The organism is Blastococcus sp. SYSU DS0973 (assembly GCF_054051055.1).
In genome coordinates, this window is sequence record NZ_JBJHAN010000006.1 from 54,872 (window position 1) to 72,732 (window position 17,861).

The window sequence follows — 17,861 nt, forward strand, 5'->3', positions numbered from 1 at the left end:
CGAGGGCTGGGGGCGGCGGGGGCCTCACTCCCACTCGATGGTGCCCGGCGGCTTGCTCGTGACGTCGAGGGTGACCCGGTTGATCTCCTGCACCTCGTTGGTGATCCGGGTCGAGATGCGGGCCAGCACGTCGTAGGGCAGCCGGGTCCAGTCGGCGGTCATGGCGTCCTCGCTGGACACCGGGCGCAGCACGACGGGGTGACCGTAGGTTCGCCCGTCGCCCTGGACGCCGACCGAGCGGACGTCGGCCAGCAGCACGACCGGGCACTGCCAGATCTCGTCGTCCAGCTTCGCGGCGGTGAGCTCCTCGCGGGCGATGGCGTCGGCCTTGCGCAGCACGTCCAGCCGCTCGCGGGTCACCTCCCCGACGATCCGGATGCCGAGGCCCGGCCCGGGGAACGGCTGGCGCTGCACGAGCCGGTCGGGCAGGCCGAGCTGTCGGCCCACCTCGCGCACCTCGTCCTTGAACAGCGTGCGCAGCGGCTCGATCAGGGAGAAGGTGAGGTCCTCGGGCAGCCCGCCGACGTTGTGGTGGCTCTTGATGTTCGCCGTGCCGCTGCCGCCGCCGGACTCGACGACGTCGGGGTACAGCGTGCCCTGCACGAGGAAGTCGACGGTCTCGCCGTGCGCCTGCGCGTCGGCGACGACGTCGGTGGCCGCCTGCTCGAACACCCGGATGAACTCGCGGCCGATGATCTTCCGCTTCTCCTCCGGGTCGCTGACCCCGGCCAGCGCGGTGAGGAACTGCTCGCTCGCGTCGACGACCCGCAGGTCCGCTCCGGTGGTGGCGGCGAAGTCGCGCTCGATCTGCTCGGTCTCGCCCTCGCGCATCAGGCCGTGGTCGACGTAGACGCAGGTGAGCTTGTCGCCGATGGCCCGCTGCACGAGCGCCGCGGCCACGGCGGAGTCCACCCCGCCGGACAGCGCGCACAGCGCCCGCCGGTCCCCGATGCGCTCGCGGATCGCCGCCACCTGCTCGTCGACGACGTTGCTCATCGTCCACGTCGGCTCCAGGCCGGCGATGTCGAACAGGAAGTGCTCGAGCACCGTCTGCCCGTGCGCGGTGTGCCGCACCTCGGGGTGGAACTGCACCCCGGCCAGTCGCCGGTCGACGTCCTCGAAGGCGGCGACCGGGGCACCGGTGGAGGTGGCGGTGACGGTGAACCCGGGCGGGGCCGCGGAGACGGCGTCGCCGTGGCTCATCCAGACGTTCTGCTCGACCGGCAGGTCACCGAAGAGCCGCGCCCCGGTCGTGACGGTCAGCGGGGTGCCGCCGTACTCGCGGTCGCCGGTGCGCGACACCGTGCCGCCGAGCGAGGCGGCCATGGCCTGGAAGCCGTAGCAGATGCCGAATGCGGGCACCCCCGACTCGAAGAGCGTCGGATCCACCTGCGGGGCCTCCGGCGCGTAGACGCTGGAGGGACCACCGGAGAGCACGATCGCCGCCGGCTTCCGCGCCATGATCTCCTCGGCCGGGACCTCCGAGGAGACGATCTCGGAGTAGACCCCCGCCTCGCGGATGCGGCGGGCGATCAGCTGGGCGTACTGGGCGCCGAAGTCCACCACCAGGACGGTCGGGAAGTCCACGCGATCAGCCCCCGATGACGAGGTCGACGCGCTGGAACTCCTTGAGGTCGGAGTACCCGGTCTTGGCCATGGTGCGGGCCAGAGCGCCGAACAGGTTGGTGCGGCCGTCGGCCTCGCGGGCCTCGCCGAGGAGCACGTCGGCCAGGGAGCCGGCCGGCTCCACCGGCGCCGACGTGCCGCCGCGCGGCAGCCGCGGATGGGCGGCCACGGAGTCCCACCACACCCCGCCGCCCGGCGCCTCGGCCGCCGCGCGCAGCGGCTCGCCGAGCTGGACGGCGTCGGCGCCGCAGGCCAGCGCGCGGGCGATCGCGCCGCTGGTCTCGATCCGGCCGTTGGCGATGACGTGCACGTACCGGCCACCGGTCTCGTCGAGGTAGTCGCGGCGGGCCGCGGCGGCGTCGGCGATCGCGCTGGCGAGCGGCACCCGGATGCCCATGACGTCGTCGGTCGTGGAGTAGGTGTCGGCACCCACGCCGACGATGACGCCGGCCGCGCCGGTGCGCATGAGGTGCAGCGCGGTCGTGTAGTTCGCCGCGCCGCCCACGATCACCGGGACGTCGAGGTCGGCGATGAACTCCTTGAGGTTGAGCGCGTCGCCCTGGGAGGTGACGTGCTCGGCGGAGACGATCGTGCCCTGGATGACCAGCAGGTCGACCCCGGCCGACAGCGCCGCCGGGGCCAGCTGCTCGGTGTGCTGCGGCGAGACCCGGATCGCCGTGGTCACCCCCGCGTCGCTCATCTCCTTGATGCGGGCGGCGATCAGGTCGGTCTTGACCGGCTCGGCGTAGACCTCCTGCAGCAGCGCCACCGGCGGGGCGCCGGCGGCAGCCGCCTCGGCGATCTCGCGGTAGACCGGTGCCGGGTCGTCGTAGCGGGTCCACAGGCCCTCGCCGTTGAGCACGCCCAGCCCGCCGGCCTGCCCCACGGCGATCGCCGTCGCCGGGCTGACCACGGCGTCGCTGGGGCTGGTGACCAGCGGGATCTCGAACCGGAAGGCGTCGATCTGCCAGGCGGTCGAGACGTCGTCGACGTCGCGGGTGCGCCGGGAGGGGACGATCGAGACCTCGTCGAGGTCGTAGCCCCGGCGGGCGAAGCGGTTGAGGCCGATCTCGACGGTGTCGCGCACGCTCATGCTCAGCGCCCCCGGTAGTTCGGTGCCTCGACGGTCATCTGGATGTCATGGGGGTGGCTCTCCACCAGACCGGCCGAGGTGATGCGGGTCAGCTGACCGCGCTCCTTGAGGTCGGCGATGGTGCCGGCCCCGGCGTAGCCCATGGAGGCCTGCAGGCCGCCCACGAGCTGGTGGGCGACGCCGGCCAGCGCACCGCGGTAGGGCACCTGGCCCTCGATGCCCTCCGGGACGAGCTTGTCGTCGGAGAGGACGTCGTCGGCGAAGTAGCGGTCGCGGCTGAACGACTGGTTGCCGCGCTTCTGCATGGCACCCAGAGAGCCCATGCCGCGGTAGGTCTTGTACTGCTTGCCGTTCATGAAGACCAGCTCGCCCGGGGCCTCCTCGACGCCGGCGAACAGCCCGCCGATCATCACCGTGTCGGCGCCGGCGACCAGCGCCTTGGCGATGTCGCCGGAGTACTGCAGGCCGCCGTCGGCGATGACCGGGACACCGGCCGGGCCGGCGGCCAGCCAGGCCTCGTAGATGGCGCTGATCTGCGGGACGCCGACGCCGGCGACCACCCGGGTGGTGCAGATGGAGCCGGGGCCGACGCCGACCTTCACCGCGTCGACGCCGGCGTCGACCAGCGCCTGCGCGCCGGCACGGGTGGCGACGTTGCCGCCGACGACCTCCACGCCCGCGTCGCCGCCGAACTCCTTCTTCACGCGGGCGACCATCTCCAGCACCGCCCGCTGGTGGCCGTGCGCGGTGTCGACGACGAGCACGTCCACGCCGGCGTCGACCAGCAGCCCGGCCCGCTTGTAGGCGTCCTCGCCCACGCCGAGCGCCGCGCCCACGACCAGGCGGCCGTCGGCGTCCTTGGTGGAGAGCGGGAACTGGTCGCGCTTGACGAAGTCCTTGACGGTGATCAGCCCGCGGAGCCGGCCGGCGTCGTCGACCAGCGGCAGCTTCTCGACCTTGTGCTTCGAGAGCAGCGCCAGCGCCGTGTCGGCGTCCACGCCGACGGGCGCGGTGATCAGCGGCATCGGCGTCATGACGTCGCGCACGAGCCGGTTCTGGTCGGTCTCGAAGCGCATGTCGCGATTGGTCACGATGCCCAGCAGGACGCCGTCGGCGTCGACCACGGGGGCGCCGGAGATCCGGTAGCGGGCCGACAGCGCGTCGACCTCGGCGAGGGTGCTGTCCGGGGAGCAGGTGACCGGGTTGGTCACCATGCCGGCCTCCGACCGCTTGACCAGGTCGACCTGGCCGGCCTGCTCCTCGGCGGAGAGGTTGCGGTGCAGGACGCCCATGCCGCCGACCCGCGCCATGGCGATCGCCATGCGCGCCTCGGTGACGGTGTCCATCGCGCTGGACAGCAGGGGCACCGCGAGCGTGATCCGGCGGGTCACCCGGCTGCTGGTGTCCACCTCGGCCGGGACGACGTCGGACGCCCCGGGGATGAGGAGGACGTCGTCGTAGGTGAGCCCGAGGCGGGCGAACTTCGCCGGCAGCTCGGGCACGGAGTCGGGCTGCATCTGCGCGGCCACCCTTCGGGGCAGATCGGGTCGGACACCGGCCGACGCACCTCGCGGGCGCGCGGCACCGGTTCCGATCGTAGGCCGCGGCGCACGAGAGGCGGTGCTCCGCCTGTTCGACGGCTACCGTGTGACCGTGTCTCCGTTCGACGATTCCTCCGGACCGGACTTCGGCCCGGCCGACGGTTCCGGCCCGCCGCCCCTCACGATGGAGGAGCGCGCCGGGGTCCTCGACGACCTGGCCGAGCTCGAGGTCTTCCGCACCCTCCTCGAGCCCACCGGCATCAAGGGCATCGTCGTCGACTGCCCCGACTGCGAGGAGGAGCACCACGTCGACTGGGCGCTGATGCAGGCCAACCTGCGCCAGCTGCTCGAGGAGGGGCAGACCGGCCGGCACGAGCCGCCGTTCGACCCCGACCCCGACGACTACGTCAGCTGGGACTACGCCAGCGGCTACGCCGACGGCATCGCCGCCCTCGCCGAGCGCGACGAGCCCAGCGGCCGCCGCACCGGCCGTCACGCCCGCGACGACTGAGCGCTGACGCTGCGATCCTCCGGATCGCACTGCGGCCAGGTGCCGTTCCCCTGTGCCGCTGAGCCCCGCCGTCGTCCCTGCGCGGACCCCTCCGGGGCCCACTCGGGCCGACCAAGCCGTAGGCACCCCCCGAGAACGCACCGAGGGCTGCCCCCGATGCCGGAGGCAGCCCTCGGTCCGTGATGGTCCCGGTGACCGGTCAGGTCATGATGCCGCGGCGGAACCCGGTGGCCACCGCCTCGGCGCGGTCCTTCGCACCGAGCTTGCGGAACAGCCGCCGCGCGTGGGTCTTGATGGTGTCCTCGGAGAGGTAGAGCTCACGGCCGATCTGGGCGTTGCTCTTGCCCTGGCTCATCCCCGTGAGCACCTGCATCTCCCGCATGGACAGCGCCACGGCGGGAGCGGCGTCGCGCACCGTGGAGCGGACCGTGGTGGGCGCCGAGCCGGACAGCGGCGCTGCTCCGTTCCACACGGGCACGGGGGCGGCCGCCTGCTGCGGGATGCGACCGCCGTCGGCCCGCAGGCCGACGCGGGAGAGGCCCAGGCCCATCTCGAACGGGGTCGCGTCCCAGCGGAGGTAGCCGCGGGCGCCGAAGGCGACGGCGGCCCGGACGCTCTCGGTGTCGTCGGGGGCGCCGAGCACGAGCACCGGCAGGCCCGGGTGCGCCCGCAGAGCCTGCGTGGCGGCCGAGAGCCCGGTGTCGACGGCGCGCTGGGTGCCGACCACCAGGACGTCGGGGGTGCGGGTCGCGAGCCGGGACATCAGGGACTGCCCGTCCCCCACGACCTCGACCCGGCCGACGAACGGCAGGGCGACCAGCCGCGAGGCGACGTCGTCACGGACCCGCCGTCGCTCGTCGTAGACCCACACCGTCGCACCGTGCACGGGTGCCCGCAGCCTGTCCTCGATCACGCCTGCTCCTCGCTCCTCCCGGCCGCTCGGCGGCCGGGTCCCCCACCGCCCGGGAGGCGCCCGGCCGGGTGCCGCTCGGGTGGAGGGCCCCGGCGGGGCCCTCCACCTCTGCGGAGGTCAGCGGGCCGTCCGGGCTGCTCCCCCTCCCGGACGTCGACGCGACCTGGAGCCACAGTGATCGACTCCCGGCCGGGGGAACAGACGCCCTCACCCCCCGGGGTGAGCAGCCCTGACGGGCGGTGAGGCAGTGCACATCCCGAAAAGTTGCGAATCGGCCGTGTTTGACGGTGGGACGCCGAGGGCACCGGGCCCCTTGCAGCCGGACAGCCCCCTCCGGCTCGATCGAGTTCTGGAGGAGACATGGCCGACATCCGCAGACTCCCGACGCCCGTCGCCGAGGTCTGGGACTGGCAGCTCCACGGCGCGTGCCGTGGCGAGAACACGTCCCTCTTCTTCCACCCCGACGGTGAGCGTGGGCCGGCCCGCGCGCGGCGGCAGAGCGCGGCCAAGGCCGTCTGCGGTCGGTGCCCGGTCGTCGATGCGTGCCTCAAGCACGCTCTCGCCGTCCGCGAGCCGTACGGCGTGTGGGGCGGCATGAGCGAGGAGGAGCGGGCCCGGCTGATCGCGGCCGAACCCGCTGCAGTCGCCGCGGGGGTCTGAGCCCCGGACAACGCGAGAGGGCCCGGTCCAGGACTTCCTGGACCGGGCCCTCTCGCGTGCTCGGACGGCGCGACCGCCGTCCTGGCTCAGCCGGTGGGGTCCTGGCTCAGCGCTGGTGCCGAGCCAGGACCCCACCCCGTCCAGAGGCTCACCACGAGCGTGCGAGCGGTGAGGAGAACGGGGTGATTCTCAGTGGCTGTGCCCGTGGCCGTGCGCGTGGCCGTGGGTGTGGTGACCACCGCCGGCGTGGTCGTCCTCCTCCTCGGGAGCCTCGACGACGGCGGAGTCGGTGGTCAGCACCATCGCGGCGATCGAGACGGCGTTGTCCAGCGCGGCCTTGGTGACCTTGACCGGGTCGATGACGCCCTCGGCGGCCAGGTCCCCGTACTCACCGGTGGCGGCGTTGAAGCCCTGCCCCTGACCTGCCTCGCGGACCCGGCTCACCACGACCCGGCCCTCGAAGCCGGCGTTCTCGGCGATCTGCACCGCCGGGGCGTCCAGCGCGGTGCGGACGGCGCGGGCACCGGTCAGCTCGTCACCGGACAGGTCGAGCGCGTCGACCGCCGCGGCGGCGTGCACGAGCGCCGAGCCACCGCCGGGGATGACGCCCTCCTCCACCGCCGCGCGGGTGGCCGCGATGGCGTCCTCGATCCGGTGCTTGCGCTCCTTGAGCTCCACCTCGGTGGCCGCGCCGACCCGGATGATGCCGATGCCGCCGGCCAGCTTGGCCAGCCGCTCCTGCAGCTTCTCGCGGTCCCAGTCGGAGTCGGTCGCATCGATCTCGCGGCGGATCTGCGCGACGCGGTCACCGATGGCCTCGGAGGTTCCGCCGCCGTCGACGATCGTGGTGGCGTCCTTGGTGACGGTGACGCGGCGGGCGGTGCCGAGCACCTCGAGGCCGACCTGGTCGAGCTTGAGGCCGACGTCCTCGCTGACCACCTGGCCGCCGGTGACGACGGCGAGGTCGGTCATGAACGCCGTTCGCCGGTCACCGAAGTACGGCGACTTCACCGCGACGACCTTGACGGTCTTGCGGATGGAGTTCACGACGAGGGTGGACAGCGCCTCGCCCTCGACGTCCTCGGCGACGATCAGCAGCGGGCGACCGCCGGTCGAGAGCACCTTCTCCAGCAGCGGCAGCAGGTCGGCCAGGGCACTGACCTTGCCGCTGACCAGCAGGACCAGGGCGTCGTCGAGGACGGCCTCCATCGCCTCCTGGTCGGTGACGAAGTACGGCGAGAGGTAGCCCTTGTCGAACTGGACGCCCTCGGTGACGTCGAGCTCGGTGTTCAGGGTGTTGCTCTCCTCGACGGTGATCACGCCGTCCTTGCCGACGCGCTCCATCGCCTCGCCGATCAGGTCGCCCACCTCGGCGTCCTGCGCGGAGATGGTGGCCACCTCGGCGACGGCCGCACGCTTCTCCACCGGGATGGCGGCGGCGTCGAGGGCGGCGTGCACGGCATCGACGGCGGCGCGCATGCCCCGGCCGAGGGCCATCGGGTTGGCCCCGGCGGCGACGTTGCGCATGCCCTCGTGCACGAGCGCCTGGGCGAGCACCGTGGCGGTGGTGGTGCCGTCACCGGCCACGTCGTTGGTCTTGGTGGCGACGTTCTTCGCCAGCTGGGCGCCGAGGTTCTCGTAGGGGTCCTCGAGCTCGATCTCGCGGGCGATGGTCACGCCGTCGTTGGTGATCGTCGGGGCGCCGAACTTCTTGTCGATGACGACGTTGCGGCCGCGCGGGCCGATCGTCACCCTCACCGCGTCGGCGAGCTTGTCGACGCCGCGCTCGAGGGCGCGCCGGGCGTCCTCGTTGAACTTGATGATCTTGGCCATGGGCTCTTCCGATCAGTCAGTGCAGGGCAAAAGGCGACCGCCCCGGGACCCGAGTTCGGGTCGCCCGGGGCGGTCGTGACGTGCTGGAACGGCAGCCCCGTCCAGAGGCTTCCCCCGAGCGTGCGAGGGGTGCGGAGGACGGGGTGTTCTACTTCTCCACGACGGCGAGCAGGTCGCGAGCGGAGAGCACCAGGTACTCCTCGCCCGCGTACTTGACCTCGGTGCCGCCGTACTTCGAGTAGATGACCACGTCGCCGACGTTCACGTCGAGCGGAACGCGGTTGCCGTTGTCGTCGATGCGGCCGGGGCCCACGGCGACGACGGTGCCCTCCTGGGGCTTCTCCTTGGCGGTGTCCGGGATGACCAGACCGGACGCGGTGGTGGTCTCGGCCTCGTTGGCCTGGACCACGACGCGGTCCTCCAGCGGCTTGATGCTGACCTTGGTAGCGGTCGTCACGTCGGTGACGCCCCCTTCGGTGTAGGACGGCAGGGATGTTCGATGCTGTGGCACGGGATCCGGGCACCCGCCGTCGCGGGGGTCGGGCGCCAGCCCGTGTCGTTTGGCACTCTACCCAGGAGAGTGCCAGCCGCTCAACCTGGTCCCCGGGGTGGGTGACGTCGGGACGGACGGGCCCGTGCGCCACGCTGTGCCGGTGGACCGGGAACCCGAGGAGCAGACCGCTGAGACGCTGCGCCAGCTGCGGGCGTTGACGACGCCCGAGGGGGCCGCGGCGCTGTCCCGGGCAGCGTCGCTCCTGATCGAGGGGGTGGACGCGGTCGCCGCGCTGACCCGGCTGCGGACCGAGGTGGGCACGGACCTGGCCGGACCGGCGTGGGGCATCGCCCGTCAGCGGCGGAAGGCCCGGTCGACGTTCGGAGCCGACGCCGACCGGCTGCTGTTCACCTCCGACGCGCTCGAGCAGGCCGGCCGCCCGGAGCTCGCCGCCCGTCGCGCGGCCCGCCTGCTGGCCGGAGGTGCCGACTCCGTCGCCGACCTCGGGTGCGCGGCCGGCACCGACACGATCGCCCTCGCCCGCGCCGGAGCCCGGGTGCTGGCGGTCGACGTCGATCCGGTCGCCCGCGAGCTGACGGCCGCCAACGTCGAGGCCATGGGGGTCGCCGACGACGTCTGGGTGGTCGCCGGGGACGCGGTGGAGCTGGTGGCAGCGGCGCGCGGGGGCGAGGTGGCCGGCTGCGGCGCCGCCGTGCTCGACCCCGCCCGCCGGGCCGGCGGCCGCCGGCAGCTGGACCCCGACCGCTGGTCGCCCCCGTGGTCCACCGTCGCGGAGCTGCTCGACCGGGTGCCGACGTCGGTGGTCAAGGTGGCGCCGGGGCTCGACCACGACCGGGTGCCCGAGGGCGTCGAAGCGGAATGGGTCTCCGTCGGCGGCTCGATCGTCGAGGCGCTGCTGTGGGGCCCGGCCGTCTCCGAGGCGTGGCGGCGGGCGGCGGTCGTCCGCGACGGCGTCGTGCACGAGCTGACCGCCGACGCCGATCCGGGGCCGGCGCCCGCTGGCCCCGTGCGCGGGTGGCTGCACGAGCCCGACCCCGCGGTCATCCGCTCCGGCCTGGTCTCCCTGGCGGCCGCCGGCCTCGGCGCGACCCTGGTCGACCCGACGATCGCCTACCTGACCTCCGACGGCCCGGCGGACTCCCCCTGGGTCAGCTCCTACCGGGTCGACGAGGTGCTGCCGTTCAACCAGAAGAAGCTCAAGGCGCTGCTGCGCGAGCGCGGCGTCGGCCGGGTCGTGGTCAAGAAGCGGGGCTCGGCGATCGAGCCGGAGACCCTCTCCCGCCACCTCCGCACCGACGCCTCCGGGACGGCGACCGTCGTCGTCACCCGCGTCGCCGGCACCCCGACCGCCATCGTCTGCGACGTCAGCGGCTGACCACGTCGATCGGCAGCGAGCTGTCCGCGCCGAGGTCGGGGGCCGACGGCGCGACGCCCGCGGCGACGAGCCGGGAGCCGAGCGCGGCCACCATCGCGCCGTTGTCGGTGCAGAGCTTCGGGCTGGGGACCCGCAGCACGATGCCGGCCGCAGCGCACCGCTCCTCGGCCAGCGCACGCAGCCGCGAGTTGGCCGCCACTCCCCCGCCGAGGACCAGGTGGTCGACGCCGTGGTCACGGCAGGCCCGCACCGCCTTCGCCGTCAGCACGTCGGCGACCGCCTCCTGGAACGACGCCGCGACGTCGGCCACCGGCACGGCTTCGCCCGCGCGCTGCCGAGCCTCCACCCACCGGGCGACGGCGGTCTTCAGCCCCGAGAAGGAGAAGTCGTAGGCCGCGTCGCGGGAGCCGGTGAGGCCCCGCGGGAAGGCGATCGCCGACGGGTCGCCGTCCCGGGCGGCCCGGTCGATGGGCGGGCCGCCGGGGAACGGCAGGCCGAGCACGCGGGCGACCTTGTCGAAGGCCTCCCCCGCGGCGTCGTCGATCGTCCGGCCGAGCGACTGCACCTCCTGCGCGAGGTCCGGCACGAGCAGCAGCGAGCTGTGGCCACCGGAGACGAGCATCGCGATCGACGGCTCGGCCAGCGGGCCGTGCTGCAGCTCGTCGACGGCGACGTGCGCGGCCAGGTGGTTGACGCCGTAGAGCGGCCTGTCCAGCGCCAGGGCGTAGGCCTTCGCCGCCGCGACGCCGACCAGCAGCGCGCCGGTGAGCCCGGGGCCGGAGGTGACCGCGACCGCGTCGACGTCGGAGGCACGGATCCCGGCGTCGGCCAGCGCTCGGTGGACGGTGGGGACCATCGCCTCCAGGTGCGCCCGGGAGGCGATCTCGGGGACGACGCCGCCGAAGCGCTCGTGCTCGGCCATCGAGGTGGCCAGTGCGTCGGCGAGCAGCGTGTGCCCGCGGACGATGCCGACGCCGGTCTCGTCGCAGGACGTCTCGAAACCCAGGACGACCGGTTCCTGCTTCACGGCTTCCCCCTGCCCCCGGGCGCTCCCGCGGGGCGCTCCCTCTTCATGACGACGGCGTCCTCGCCGCTCGGCTGGTAGTAGCCGCGCCGCCGGCCGATCTCGGCGAACCCGCGGCGCCGGTAGAGGCCCTGGGCCGTCCCGTTGTCCGCCCGGACCTCCAGCAGCACCACCGGCGAGCGGCGGTCGGCCTCGGCCAGCAGTGCGTCCAGGAGCTGGGCGCCGATGCCCTCGCCCTGCCGGGCGCCGGTCACGCCGATGGTCGCCACGTGGGCCTCGTCGTCGTAGGCGATCAACCCGGCGTAGCCGACCACGGCGCCGTCGTCGTCGGCCACGAGGTAGTGCCGGGTGTCGGTCCGGGACAGCTCGTCGCGGTACATCGCCGCCGTCCAGGTGTCGGGCGCGAACAGCTCCTCCTCGAGCGCCATCACCGCCGGCAGGTCGGCCAGCCGCATCGGCCGGAGCCGGGTCACCGCGTCACCGGCTTGATCGACGTCGGCGGGACGGCGTCCGGGCGGCGCAGGTAGAGCGGCACCAACGGCCCGGCGGAGGACGGGTCGGCCAGCTGGGGGCCGGCGGCGCGCAGCAGCCCGGCGGTGGTGACCTCGGCCGGCACCACGTCTGCTCCCAGCCGACCGGCGAAGGCCGGGTCGCCCACGAACGGCCCGGGCAGCCCGAGCTCCTCGGGCCGGACGACCGCCGGGCCCTCGGTGCGCACGCCGTCCGCGTCGTAGGAGGCCCAGTAGACCTCCTTGCGCCGGGCGTCGGTGACCACCGTGCGGGCCCCGGACCCCACCGCGTCCAGCGAGCACACCCCGACCACCGGAAGGCCCCGGGCGTCGGCGAGCGCGGCGGCGGTCACCACCCCGACCCGCAGCCCGGTGAACGGCCCGGGGCCGAGACCGGTGACCACGGCGTCGACGTCGCCCAGCGCCAGGCCGGCGTCGGCGAGCACGCCCTGGATCGCGGGCGTGAGCAGCTCGGCGTGCTTCGTCCCCGACGGCACCGCCCGCTCGGCGAGCACCGTGGCGCCGGCGTCGGCCGCCCAGCGGGCCAGCCCGGCGACGAGCGTCGGGGTGGCGGTGTCGAGCGTGAGGACCAGCACGACCGATCAGCGTAGGCGAGTGCCGGCCGCCACCTCGTGGACGATCTCCAGGTCGCCGTTCGCGAGCGCGCGCAGCGCGGCCGGGCACAGCTCGACCAGCTCCACCCGCACGTCCACGGCGGAAGGTTGTCGGCGGCCGGTCGTTCTCCGCGGCCGGCTGATCCGGACGGCTCAGGTCGCGTCGACCCGGGCCGTCCACCCTGGGCCGTGCGGCACGAGCAGCGCCGTGCGGACGTCGTCCTCGCGGCGGTCCAGCCGCACCTCGAGGTGCTCGTCGGCCAGCTGCTCGACCAGTCCCTGCCCCCACTCGACCACGGTCACCGACTCCTCCGTCGAGGCATCCAGATCGAGGTCGTCGACGTCGGCGTGCCCGCCCAGGCGGTAGGCGTCGACGTGCACGAGGGGGATGCGGCCGCCCGCGTGCACACGGGCGATGACGAACGTCGGCGAGGTGACCGGCTCGCGGACGCCCAGGCCGGCACCGATGCCCTGGGTCAGGGCGGTCTTGCCCGCCCCCAGGGGGCCGACCAGCACGAGCAGGTCGCCGGGCCGGGCGAGCGCGGCCAGCGCCTCGCCCAGGGCGTGGGTGTCGGCCAGGGTGGCCAGCTCGTGCGCGCGCTTCACGGTGTCTCCCGCGCGCCGACCAGGTACGCCAGCCGGCGGAGGTCCGCGGCCAGCGCGGCCCGCGGCGCACCGTTGGGCCCGAACCGGATGGCCGCCGACGGGTGGTAGGTGACGTGCAGCCCCCGGCCCTCCCACGGGACGGGCCCGGTCTCCCGTGCCCGGGCGAGCACCGTCCGCGGGCCCAGGAACCACTTCGCCGCAGAGAGGCCGAGGGCGAGGACGGCCGGCGGGTCGAGCAGCTCGAGCTGGCGCCGCAGCCAGCCGCTGCAGCGGGCCACCTCGTCGGCCCGGGGCGTCCGGTTGCCGGGCGGGCGGCACTTCACCACGTTGAGCACCGCGGTCCGGCCCCGGTCCAGCCCCGCCTCGGCCAGCAGCTGGTCCAGCAGCGCCCCGCTCCTGCCCACGAACGGCCGGCCGGTCTCGTCCTCCGTCGCGCCCGGGGCCTCTCCGACGATCGCCACCAGCGGGCGGTCGGTGACCGGGACGTCGCCGACGACGACGTGGCGCCGCGCGGCCACCAGCTCGGGACAGGCCAGGCACCCGCTCGCCGAGCGGGCCAGGGACCCCCAGTCCGGGGCCGCCCCGGCGGCGCGCGCCACCTCTTCGGCGGCGGCGTCGAGCCGGGGCGGACGGGGTGCGGCCACCCGCGCACCCTAACCGCGGACGCGGGGACGCTCGCCCGGGACCACTGCCCCGTCGGGCCGTGCTCCCGCCGGGCCGGCCCGGTCGCCGGTCGCGCGGGGTCCACCACAGCGACGCCAGGCTCGCCGCCTACCGCGGCGGGGCGGCCGCGTCAGCCCGTCACTTCCACGCTGTGCCCGGCGGCCACGCGCCGGAGCAGGGCGGTCAGCGCACGGCTCACCTCGTCGGGCTCCTCCAGGGTCACCATGTGCCCGGCGCCCGGGACGACGACGTAGTCGACGGCGTTCTCCCCCGTCTGCTCGAGCCGCTCCACGATGAGGTCGCTGTGCTCCTTGGGGATCATCTTGTCCCGGTCCCCGGTCAGGACGAGCGTGGGCACCCGGCGCAGGGGTTCCAGCCGGCCGGTCTCGTCGAGGCCGGCCAACGCCGGGTAGAACTCCGCGATCACGTCGACGGGGGTGCCGGCGATCATCGCATCGACGTAGCGGACGACGGCGGGGTCGACGTCGGCCGAGCCGAACGACAGCGCCCTCGTCGCCGCCGACACGAGCTCGGCGGCCGCCCGGCGGGTGCGCTCGGCGAAGGCCGGCCGGTACCGCATGGTCCACGCGGCGACCGGCAGCACCGCGGCCCGGACGCGGGTGAGCATCTCGGGCAGGCCGAGGCTGAGCCCGGCCAGGTTGCCGCTGGAGGTGGAGACCAGCGCGGCACCCTTGACCCGGGTGCCGAACAGCTCCGGCCGCATCGCCGCCAGGCCCATGATCGTCATGCCGCCCATGGAGTGCCCGACGAGGACGACCGGCCCCCGCGGAGCCCGGGCGTCCAGGACCGACCCGAGGTCGGCGGCCAGCTGCTCGATCGTGGAGTGCTCGGCCGGGCCGCGGCCGGACGAGCCGTGGCCCCGCTGGTCGTAGAAGATCAGGCGCGCCTGCGGGCGGTGCCCGTTCCCGGTGGCCAGCTCCGCGGCGAGCGTGCGCCGCTGGAAGGCCCACGACCCCATCGACAGGGTGTAGCCGTGCACGAAGACGACGGTCAGCGGGGCGTCCCGCTGACCGATCTCCTCCACGGCGAGCAGCACGCCGTCGTCGGCCTGGACCAGCGCGGTGCGGTCGGCCGGTCGGGCCGCGACGCCCAGCGGGTCGACCTGGCGGAGCTGCCCGTCGGTCAGCTCGCGCGGCAGCTCCGCGGCCGGGCCGAGCTCGGCGGCGCGCACGCGGCGCGCGGCGATGCGGCTGACGGCCACCCCGGCGGCGGTGCCGGCGGCCGCCAGCCCGAGGACCGCGCCGAGCAGGCCGGCGGTCTGCGCCCGGGTGTGCCGGCCCGCGGGCGGGCGGGCGCGCGTCATCAGACCGCCCCCGCCGAGCCGACGTACCGGCGGGTGAACCGGCCACCGATCCGGGTGACCAGCTCGTAGTGGATCGTGTCGACGGCGTCGGCCCACTGCTGGGCGGTCGGCTCCCCGTCGCTCCCCGGGCCCCAGAGCACCACCTCGTCGCCGGGCGCGACCGGGTCGTCCCCGACGTCGACGACGAACTGGTCCATGCACACCCGCCCGGCGATCGTCCGCTGCCGCCCGGCCGCGAGCACCGGGGCCCGGTTCCCGCCGGCCCGCGGCACCCCGTCGGCGTAGCCGGCCGGCACGAGGGCGAGCGTCGTCTCGGCCGCGGTGGCGTAGGTGTGCCCGTAGGACACCCCCGCCCCGGCGGCCACCCGCTTGGTCAGCGCGACGCGGGCGCGCACCGTCATCGCCGGCCGGAGACCGTGGTCGGTGGCGTTCCCGCCCAGCGGGTCCAGCCCGTAGACGGCGATGCCCGGGCGCACCATGTCGAACCAGGTGCCCGGCAGGGCCACGGTGGCCGCGGAGTTCGCCAGGTGGCAGCGGGCCTCGGTCAGCCCGGCCGCGCGCGCGAGGGCGATCGCCTCCTCGAACACCCGCACCTGGGCGGCGATGGTGGGGTGCGCCGGGGCGTCGGCGTAGGCCATGTGGCTCCACACCCCGACCACGGCGACGTCGCCGTCGCCCTGGGCCCGCGCGGCTGCGTCCACCAGCCCGGGCCACTCGGCCATGGGAGCGCCTTCGCGGGAGAGCCCGGTGTCGACGAACAGGTGCAGCCGTGCGGTGCGGCCGGTCGCGCGGGCGGCGGCCACCACCTCCGCCAGGCCCCAGGCGGCGTTCACCGACACCTCGACGTCGGCGGCGAGCGCCGCGGAGAAGTCGGCGCCCGGCCCGTGCAGCCACGCGAGCACCGGCGCGGTGATCCCGGCGGCCCGCAGCGCCAGCGCCTCGTCCAGGACGGCCACCCCGAGCTGGTCGGCCCCGCCGGCGAGGGTCGCGCGCGCGGCGGGCACCAGGCCGTGCCCGTAGCCGTCGGCCTTCACGACCGCCATCAGCGGGCGGCCGACGCGCTCGCGCAGCACCGCGGTGTTCGCCGCGATCGCGTCGAGGTCGACGACGACCTCCGCTCCGGTCCCGTTCGTCACGGCTCCGAGTCTGGCAGGCCGATCGACCGGGCACCGCGTACCCGGTCGATCGCCGCGGGGAGGTGCCGCACGAGGTCGCCGGCGATCAGCGGGCCGTTCGCCGCGGCGACCTGGCCGGCCCGCCCGTGCACGTGCGCCGCCGTGGCGGCCGCCTCCGCTGCGGGCAGCCCCGTGGCCAGCAGCGCGCCGGCGATGCCGGACAGGACGTCGCCGGTGCCTGCCGTGGCCAGCCAGGGGGTGCCGGTGGCGTTGACGAAGGCGGTGCCGTCCGGGCCGGCGACCACGGTGGCCTCTCCCTTGAGCAGGACGACGATGCCCAGATCCCCCGCCAGCCGCCGCGCGGCGCCGATCCGGTCGTCGCCGACCGTTCCGCCACCGGCTCCACCGCCCCCGGCCGACCCGAACCGCGCGAACTCCCGGTCGTGGGGCGTCAGCACGGTGGGAGCCGCCCGCTGCCGCACCAGCTCCGGCTCCCGGGCGAGCAGCGTCAACGCGTCGGCGTCCACGAGCACCGGCAGGTCGGTGCCGAGCACCTCGGCCAGGACGCTGCGCGCGTCGTCGTCGGTGCCCGTGCCGGGGCCCACCACCCAGGCCTGGACCCGGCCGGCGTCGGCCGGGCGACCCTCGGTCACGATGGCCTCCGGCCAGGCGGCGCGCACGCCCTCGGCGGCGGTGCCGGCGTAGCGGACCAGTCCGGGCCGGGTGCGCAGCGCGGCCCCGGTGCACAGCACGCCGGCGCCCGGATAGGTGGCCGAGCCGGCGACGACGCCGACGACCCCTTGCGAGTACTTGTCGTCGTCGGCGTCCGGGACCGGCAACCGCGCGGCCGCGTCGGCGTCGGTGAAGCGGCCGGCGGAGGGCCGGGGCAGGTGCGGACCCAGCCCGATGTCGACCAGGTGCACCTCGCCGGCGTGACCGCGCCCCTCCCCCACGACCAGCCCTGGCTTGACCGCACCGAAGGTGACCGTGTGCGTGGCGGGGAAGGCGGCGCCCTCGACGGCCCCGGTGTCGGCATCCACCCCGCTCGGCACGTCGACGGCGACCCTCAGCGCGGGCCCGGCGGCCGCCCGCTCGACCAGCGCGGCGGCCTCCGGCCGCAGGCCGCCGGTGCCGCCGATGCCGACGATCCCGTCGAGGACCAGGTCCGCGCGATCGAGGACCGGCCCGGCCGCCCCGGGCTGCACGCTGCGGCCGCCGGCGGCGCGCAGCGCGGACAGGCCCGCGGCGTGCGCCCGTGCGGGATCGAGCAGGACTGCCGTGACCCGTGCCCCCCGGGCGGCCAGCCGGGCGCCGGCGAACAGCGCGTCGCCACCGTTGTTACCCCCGCCCACGAGCAGCCCGACACGGGCGCCGTAGGAGCGGCCCAGCAGCCGGAGGCAGACGGTGGCCAGCCCCGCGGCCGCGCGCTGCATGAGCGCGCCATCGGGCAGGGAGGCGAGCAGCGGGGCCTCGGCCGCCCGGATCTCCGCGGCGGGATGCAGTCCGATCACGTGCCCTCCCGGGCCAGGCCCTCGGCGACGACGACCGCCGAGGCGATGCCGCCGTCGTGGCTGAGCGAGACGTGCCAGGCGGTGACCCCGAGCTGCGCCGCCCGGCCGGCCACCGAGCCCCGGACCTCCAGGTGTGGGCGGCCGTGCTCCCCGACGGTCACCTCCGCGTCGTGCCAGTGCAGGTCGCCGGGGGCGCCGAGGGCCTTCGCGAGCGCCTCCTTGGCGGCGAACCGCGCGGCCAGCGACTCACCGGTGCGCGGGCCTCCCGAGGGCGTGCGCTGCTCGTCGGTGGTGAACAGCCGGTCCCGCAGCCCCGGCGTCCGGGCGAGTGAGGCCGCGAAGCGGTCCACCGGCACGACGTCGATCCCGACCCCGACGATCATCCGCCCAGTCTGCCGCCTGCCCGCCGTCCTGGCTCACCGCAGCGGG

At 75.3% G+C, this 17,861-nt stretch carries 18 protein-coding genes; 3 read left to right on the plus strand and 15 right to left on the minus strand.

Annotated features, from left to right (window positions below):
• Positions 1 to 24: 24 nt before the first annotated feature.
• From guaA to guaB, 3 genes are read right to left on the minus strand one after another with little or no spacing between them, the layout of a single operon-like run.
• A complete protein-coding gene (guaA, locus tag ACI791_RS11655; RefSeq protein WP_456586215.1) occupies positions 25 to 1,587 on the minus strand; it encodes a glutamine-hydrolyzing GMP synthase in 1,563 nt (520 codons plus the stop codon).
• Between the two features lie 4 nt (positions 1,588 to 1,591).
• Positions 1,592 to 2,719, minus strand: a complete 1,128-nt coding sequence (locus ACI791_RS11660) for a GuaB3 family IMP dehydrogenase-related protein (RefSeq protein ID WP_456586216.1) — start codon at positions 2,717 to 2,719, stop codon at positions 1,592 to 1,594.
• Between the two features lie 2 nt (positions 2,720 to 2,721).
• Entirely contained in the window at positions 2,722 to 4,236 is a 1,515-nt protein-coding gene (guaB, locus tag ACI791_RS11665) for an IMP dehydrogenase (RefSeq protein ID WP_456586217.1), read from the minus strand.
• 136 nt (positions 4,237 to 4,372) lie between these two features.
• Here guaB and ACI791_RS11670 point away from each other — a divergent pair, with 136 nt between their 5' ends.
• Positions 4,373 to 4,771, plus strand: a complete 399-nt coding sequence (locus ACI791_RS11670) for a DUF5319 family protein (RefSeq protein WP_347057974.1) — start codon at positions 4,373 to 4,375, stop codon at positions 4,769 to 4,771.
• Between the two features lie 199 nt (positions 4,772 to 4,970).
• On the opposite strand, the gene ACI791_RS11675 is transcribed toward ACI791_RS11670, so the two are convergent.
• Entirely contained in the window at positions 4,971 to 5,684 is a 714-nt protein-coding gene (locus tag ACI791_RS11675) for a response regulator transcription factor (protein WP_456586218.1), read from the minus strand.
• Between the two features lie 360 nt (positions 5,685 to 6,044).
• On the opposite strand from ACI791_RS11675, the gene ACI791_RS11680 reads away from it, so the two are divergent.
• The gene (locus ACI791_RS11680) at positions 6,045 to 6,344 is read left to right on the plus strand and encodes a WhiB family transcriptional regulator (RefSeq protein WP_347057976.1); all 300 of its coding nucleotides are present in this window, start codon (positions 6,045 to 6,047) and stop codon (positions 6,342 to 6,344) included.
• A gap of 189 nt (positions 6,345 to 6,533) precedes the next feature.
• Here the strand turns inward: ACI791_RS11680 and groL are convergent, their stop codons facing one another.
• Entirely contained in the window at positions 6,534 to 8,177 is a 1,644-nt protein-coding gene (gene groL, locus ACI791_RS11685) for a chaperonin GroEL (protein WP_347057977.1), read from the minus strand.
• Positions 8,178 to 8,325: 148 nt separating this feature from the next.
• On the minus strand, positions 8,326 to 8,634 hold the full coding sequence (gene groES, locus ACI791_RS11690; RefSeq protein ID WP_014377938.1) for a co-chaperone GroES: 309 nt from the start codon (positions 8,632 to 8,634) through the stop codon (positions 8,326 to 8,328).
• 196 nt (positions 8,635 to 8,830) lie between these two features.
• On the opposite strand from groES, the gene ACI791_RS11695 reads away from it, so the two are divergent.
• Positions 8,831 to 10,066 carry a THUMP-like domain-containing protein gene (locus ACI791_RS11695; RefSeq protein ID WP_456586219.1) on the plus strand — a complete coding sequence of 412 codons (1,236 nt, stop codon included), beginning with the start codon at positions 8,831 to 8,833 and terminating at the stop codon, positions 10,064 to 10,066.
• Here ACI791_RS11695 and tsaD read toward each other — a convergent pair.
• The 9 genes from tsaD to ACI791_RS11740 form a co-directional block, all read right to left on the minus strand.
• Entirely contained in the window at positions 10,056 to 11,093 is a 1,038-nt protein-coding gene (gene tsaD / locus ACI791_RS11700) for a tRNA (adenosine(37)-N6)-threonylcarbamoyltransferase complex transferase subunit TsaD (protein WP_456586220.1), read from the minus strand. The two genes, ACI791_RS11695 and tsaD, sit on opposite strands and share 11 nt — an antisense overlap.
• Entirely contained in the window at positions 11,090 to 11,563 is a 474-nt protein-coding gene (gene rimI / locus ACI791_RS11705; RefSeq protein ID WP_456586221.1) for a ribosomal protein S18-alanine N-acetyltransferase, read from the minus strand. The genes tsaD and rimI overlap by 4 nt, the downstream gene beginning before the upstream one ends.
• A complete protein-coding gene (gene tsaB, locus ACI791_RS11710) occupies positions 11,560 to 12,195 on the minus strand; it encodes a tRNA (adenosine(37)-N6)-threonylcarbamoyltransferase complex dimerization subunit type 1 TsaB (RefSeq protein WP_456586222.1) in 636 nt (211 codons plus the stop codon). Before tsaB ends, rimI begins: the two co-directional genes overlap by 4 nt.
• Before the next feature lie 171 nt (positions 12,196 to 12,366).
• A complete protein-coding gene (gene tsaE / locus ACI791_RS11715) occupies positions 12,367 to 12,819 on the minus strand; it encodes a tRNA (adenosine(37)-N6)-threonylcarbamoyltransferase complex ATPase subunit type 1 TsaE (RefSeq protein ID WP_456586223.1) in 453 nt (150 codons plus the stop codon).
• Entirely contained in the window at positions 12,816 to 13,463 is a 648-nt protein-coding gene (locus ACI791_RS11720; protein WP_456586224.1) for a uracil-DNA glycosylase, read from the minus strand. Before ACI791_RS11720 ends, tsaE begins: the two co-directional genes overlap by 4 nt.
• A gap of 149 nt (positions 13,464 to 13,612) precedes the next feature.
• Positions 13,613 to 14,806: an alpha/beta fold hydrolase gene (locus tag ACI791_RS11725; RefSeq protein ID WP_456586225.1), complete on the minus strand. Its 1,194-nt coding sequence runs from the start codon at positions 14,804 to 14,806 to the stop codon at positions 13,613 to 13,615.
• The gene (gene alr / locus ACI791_RS11730; protein ID WP_456586226.1) at positions 14,806 to 15,942 is read right to left on the minus strand and encodes an alanine racemase; all 1,137 of its coding nucleotides are present in this window, start codon (positions 15,940 to 15,942) and stop codon (positions 14,806 to 14,808) included. The genes ACI791_RS11725 and alr overlap by 1 nt, the downstream gene beginning before the upstream one ends.
• On the minus strand, positions 15,939 to 17,432 hold the full coding sequence (locus tag ACI791_RS11735; RefSeq protein ID WP_456586227.1) for an NAD(P)H-hydrate dehydratase: 1,494 nt from the start codon (positions 17,430 to 17,432) through the stop codon (positions 15,939 to 15,941). The genes alr and ACI791_RS11735 overlap by 4 nt, the downstream gene beginning before the upstream one ends.
• Entirely contained in the window at positions 17,429 to 17,815 is a 387-nt protein-coding gene (locus ACI791_RS11740) for a holo-ACP synthase (RefSeq protein WP_456586228.1), read from the minus strand. The genes ACI791_RS11735 and ACI791_RS11740 overlap by 4 nt, the downstream gene beginning before the upstream one ends.
• Positions 17,816 to 17,861: the final 46 nt, after the last annotated feature.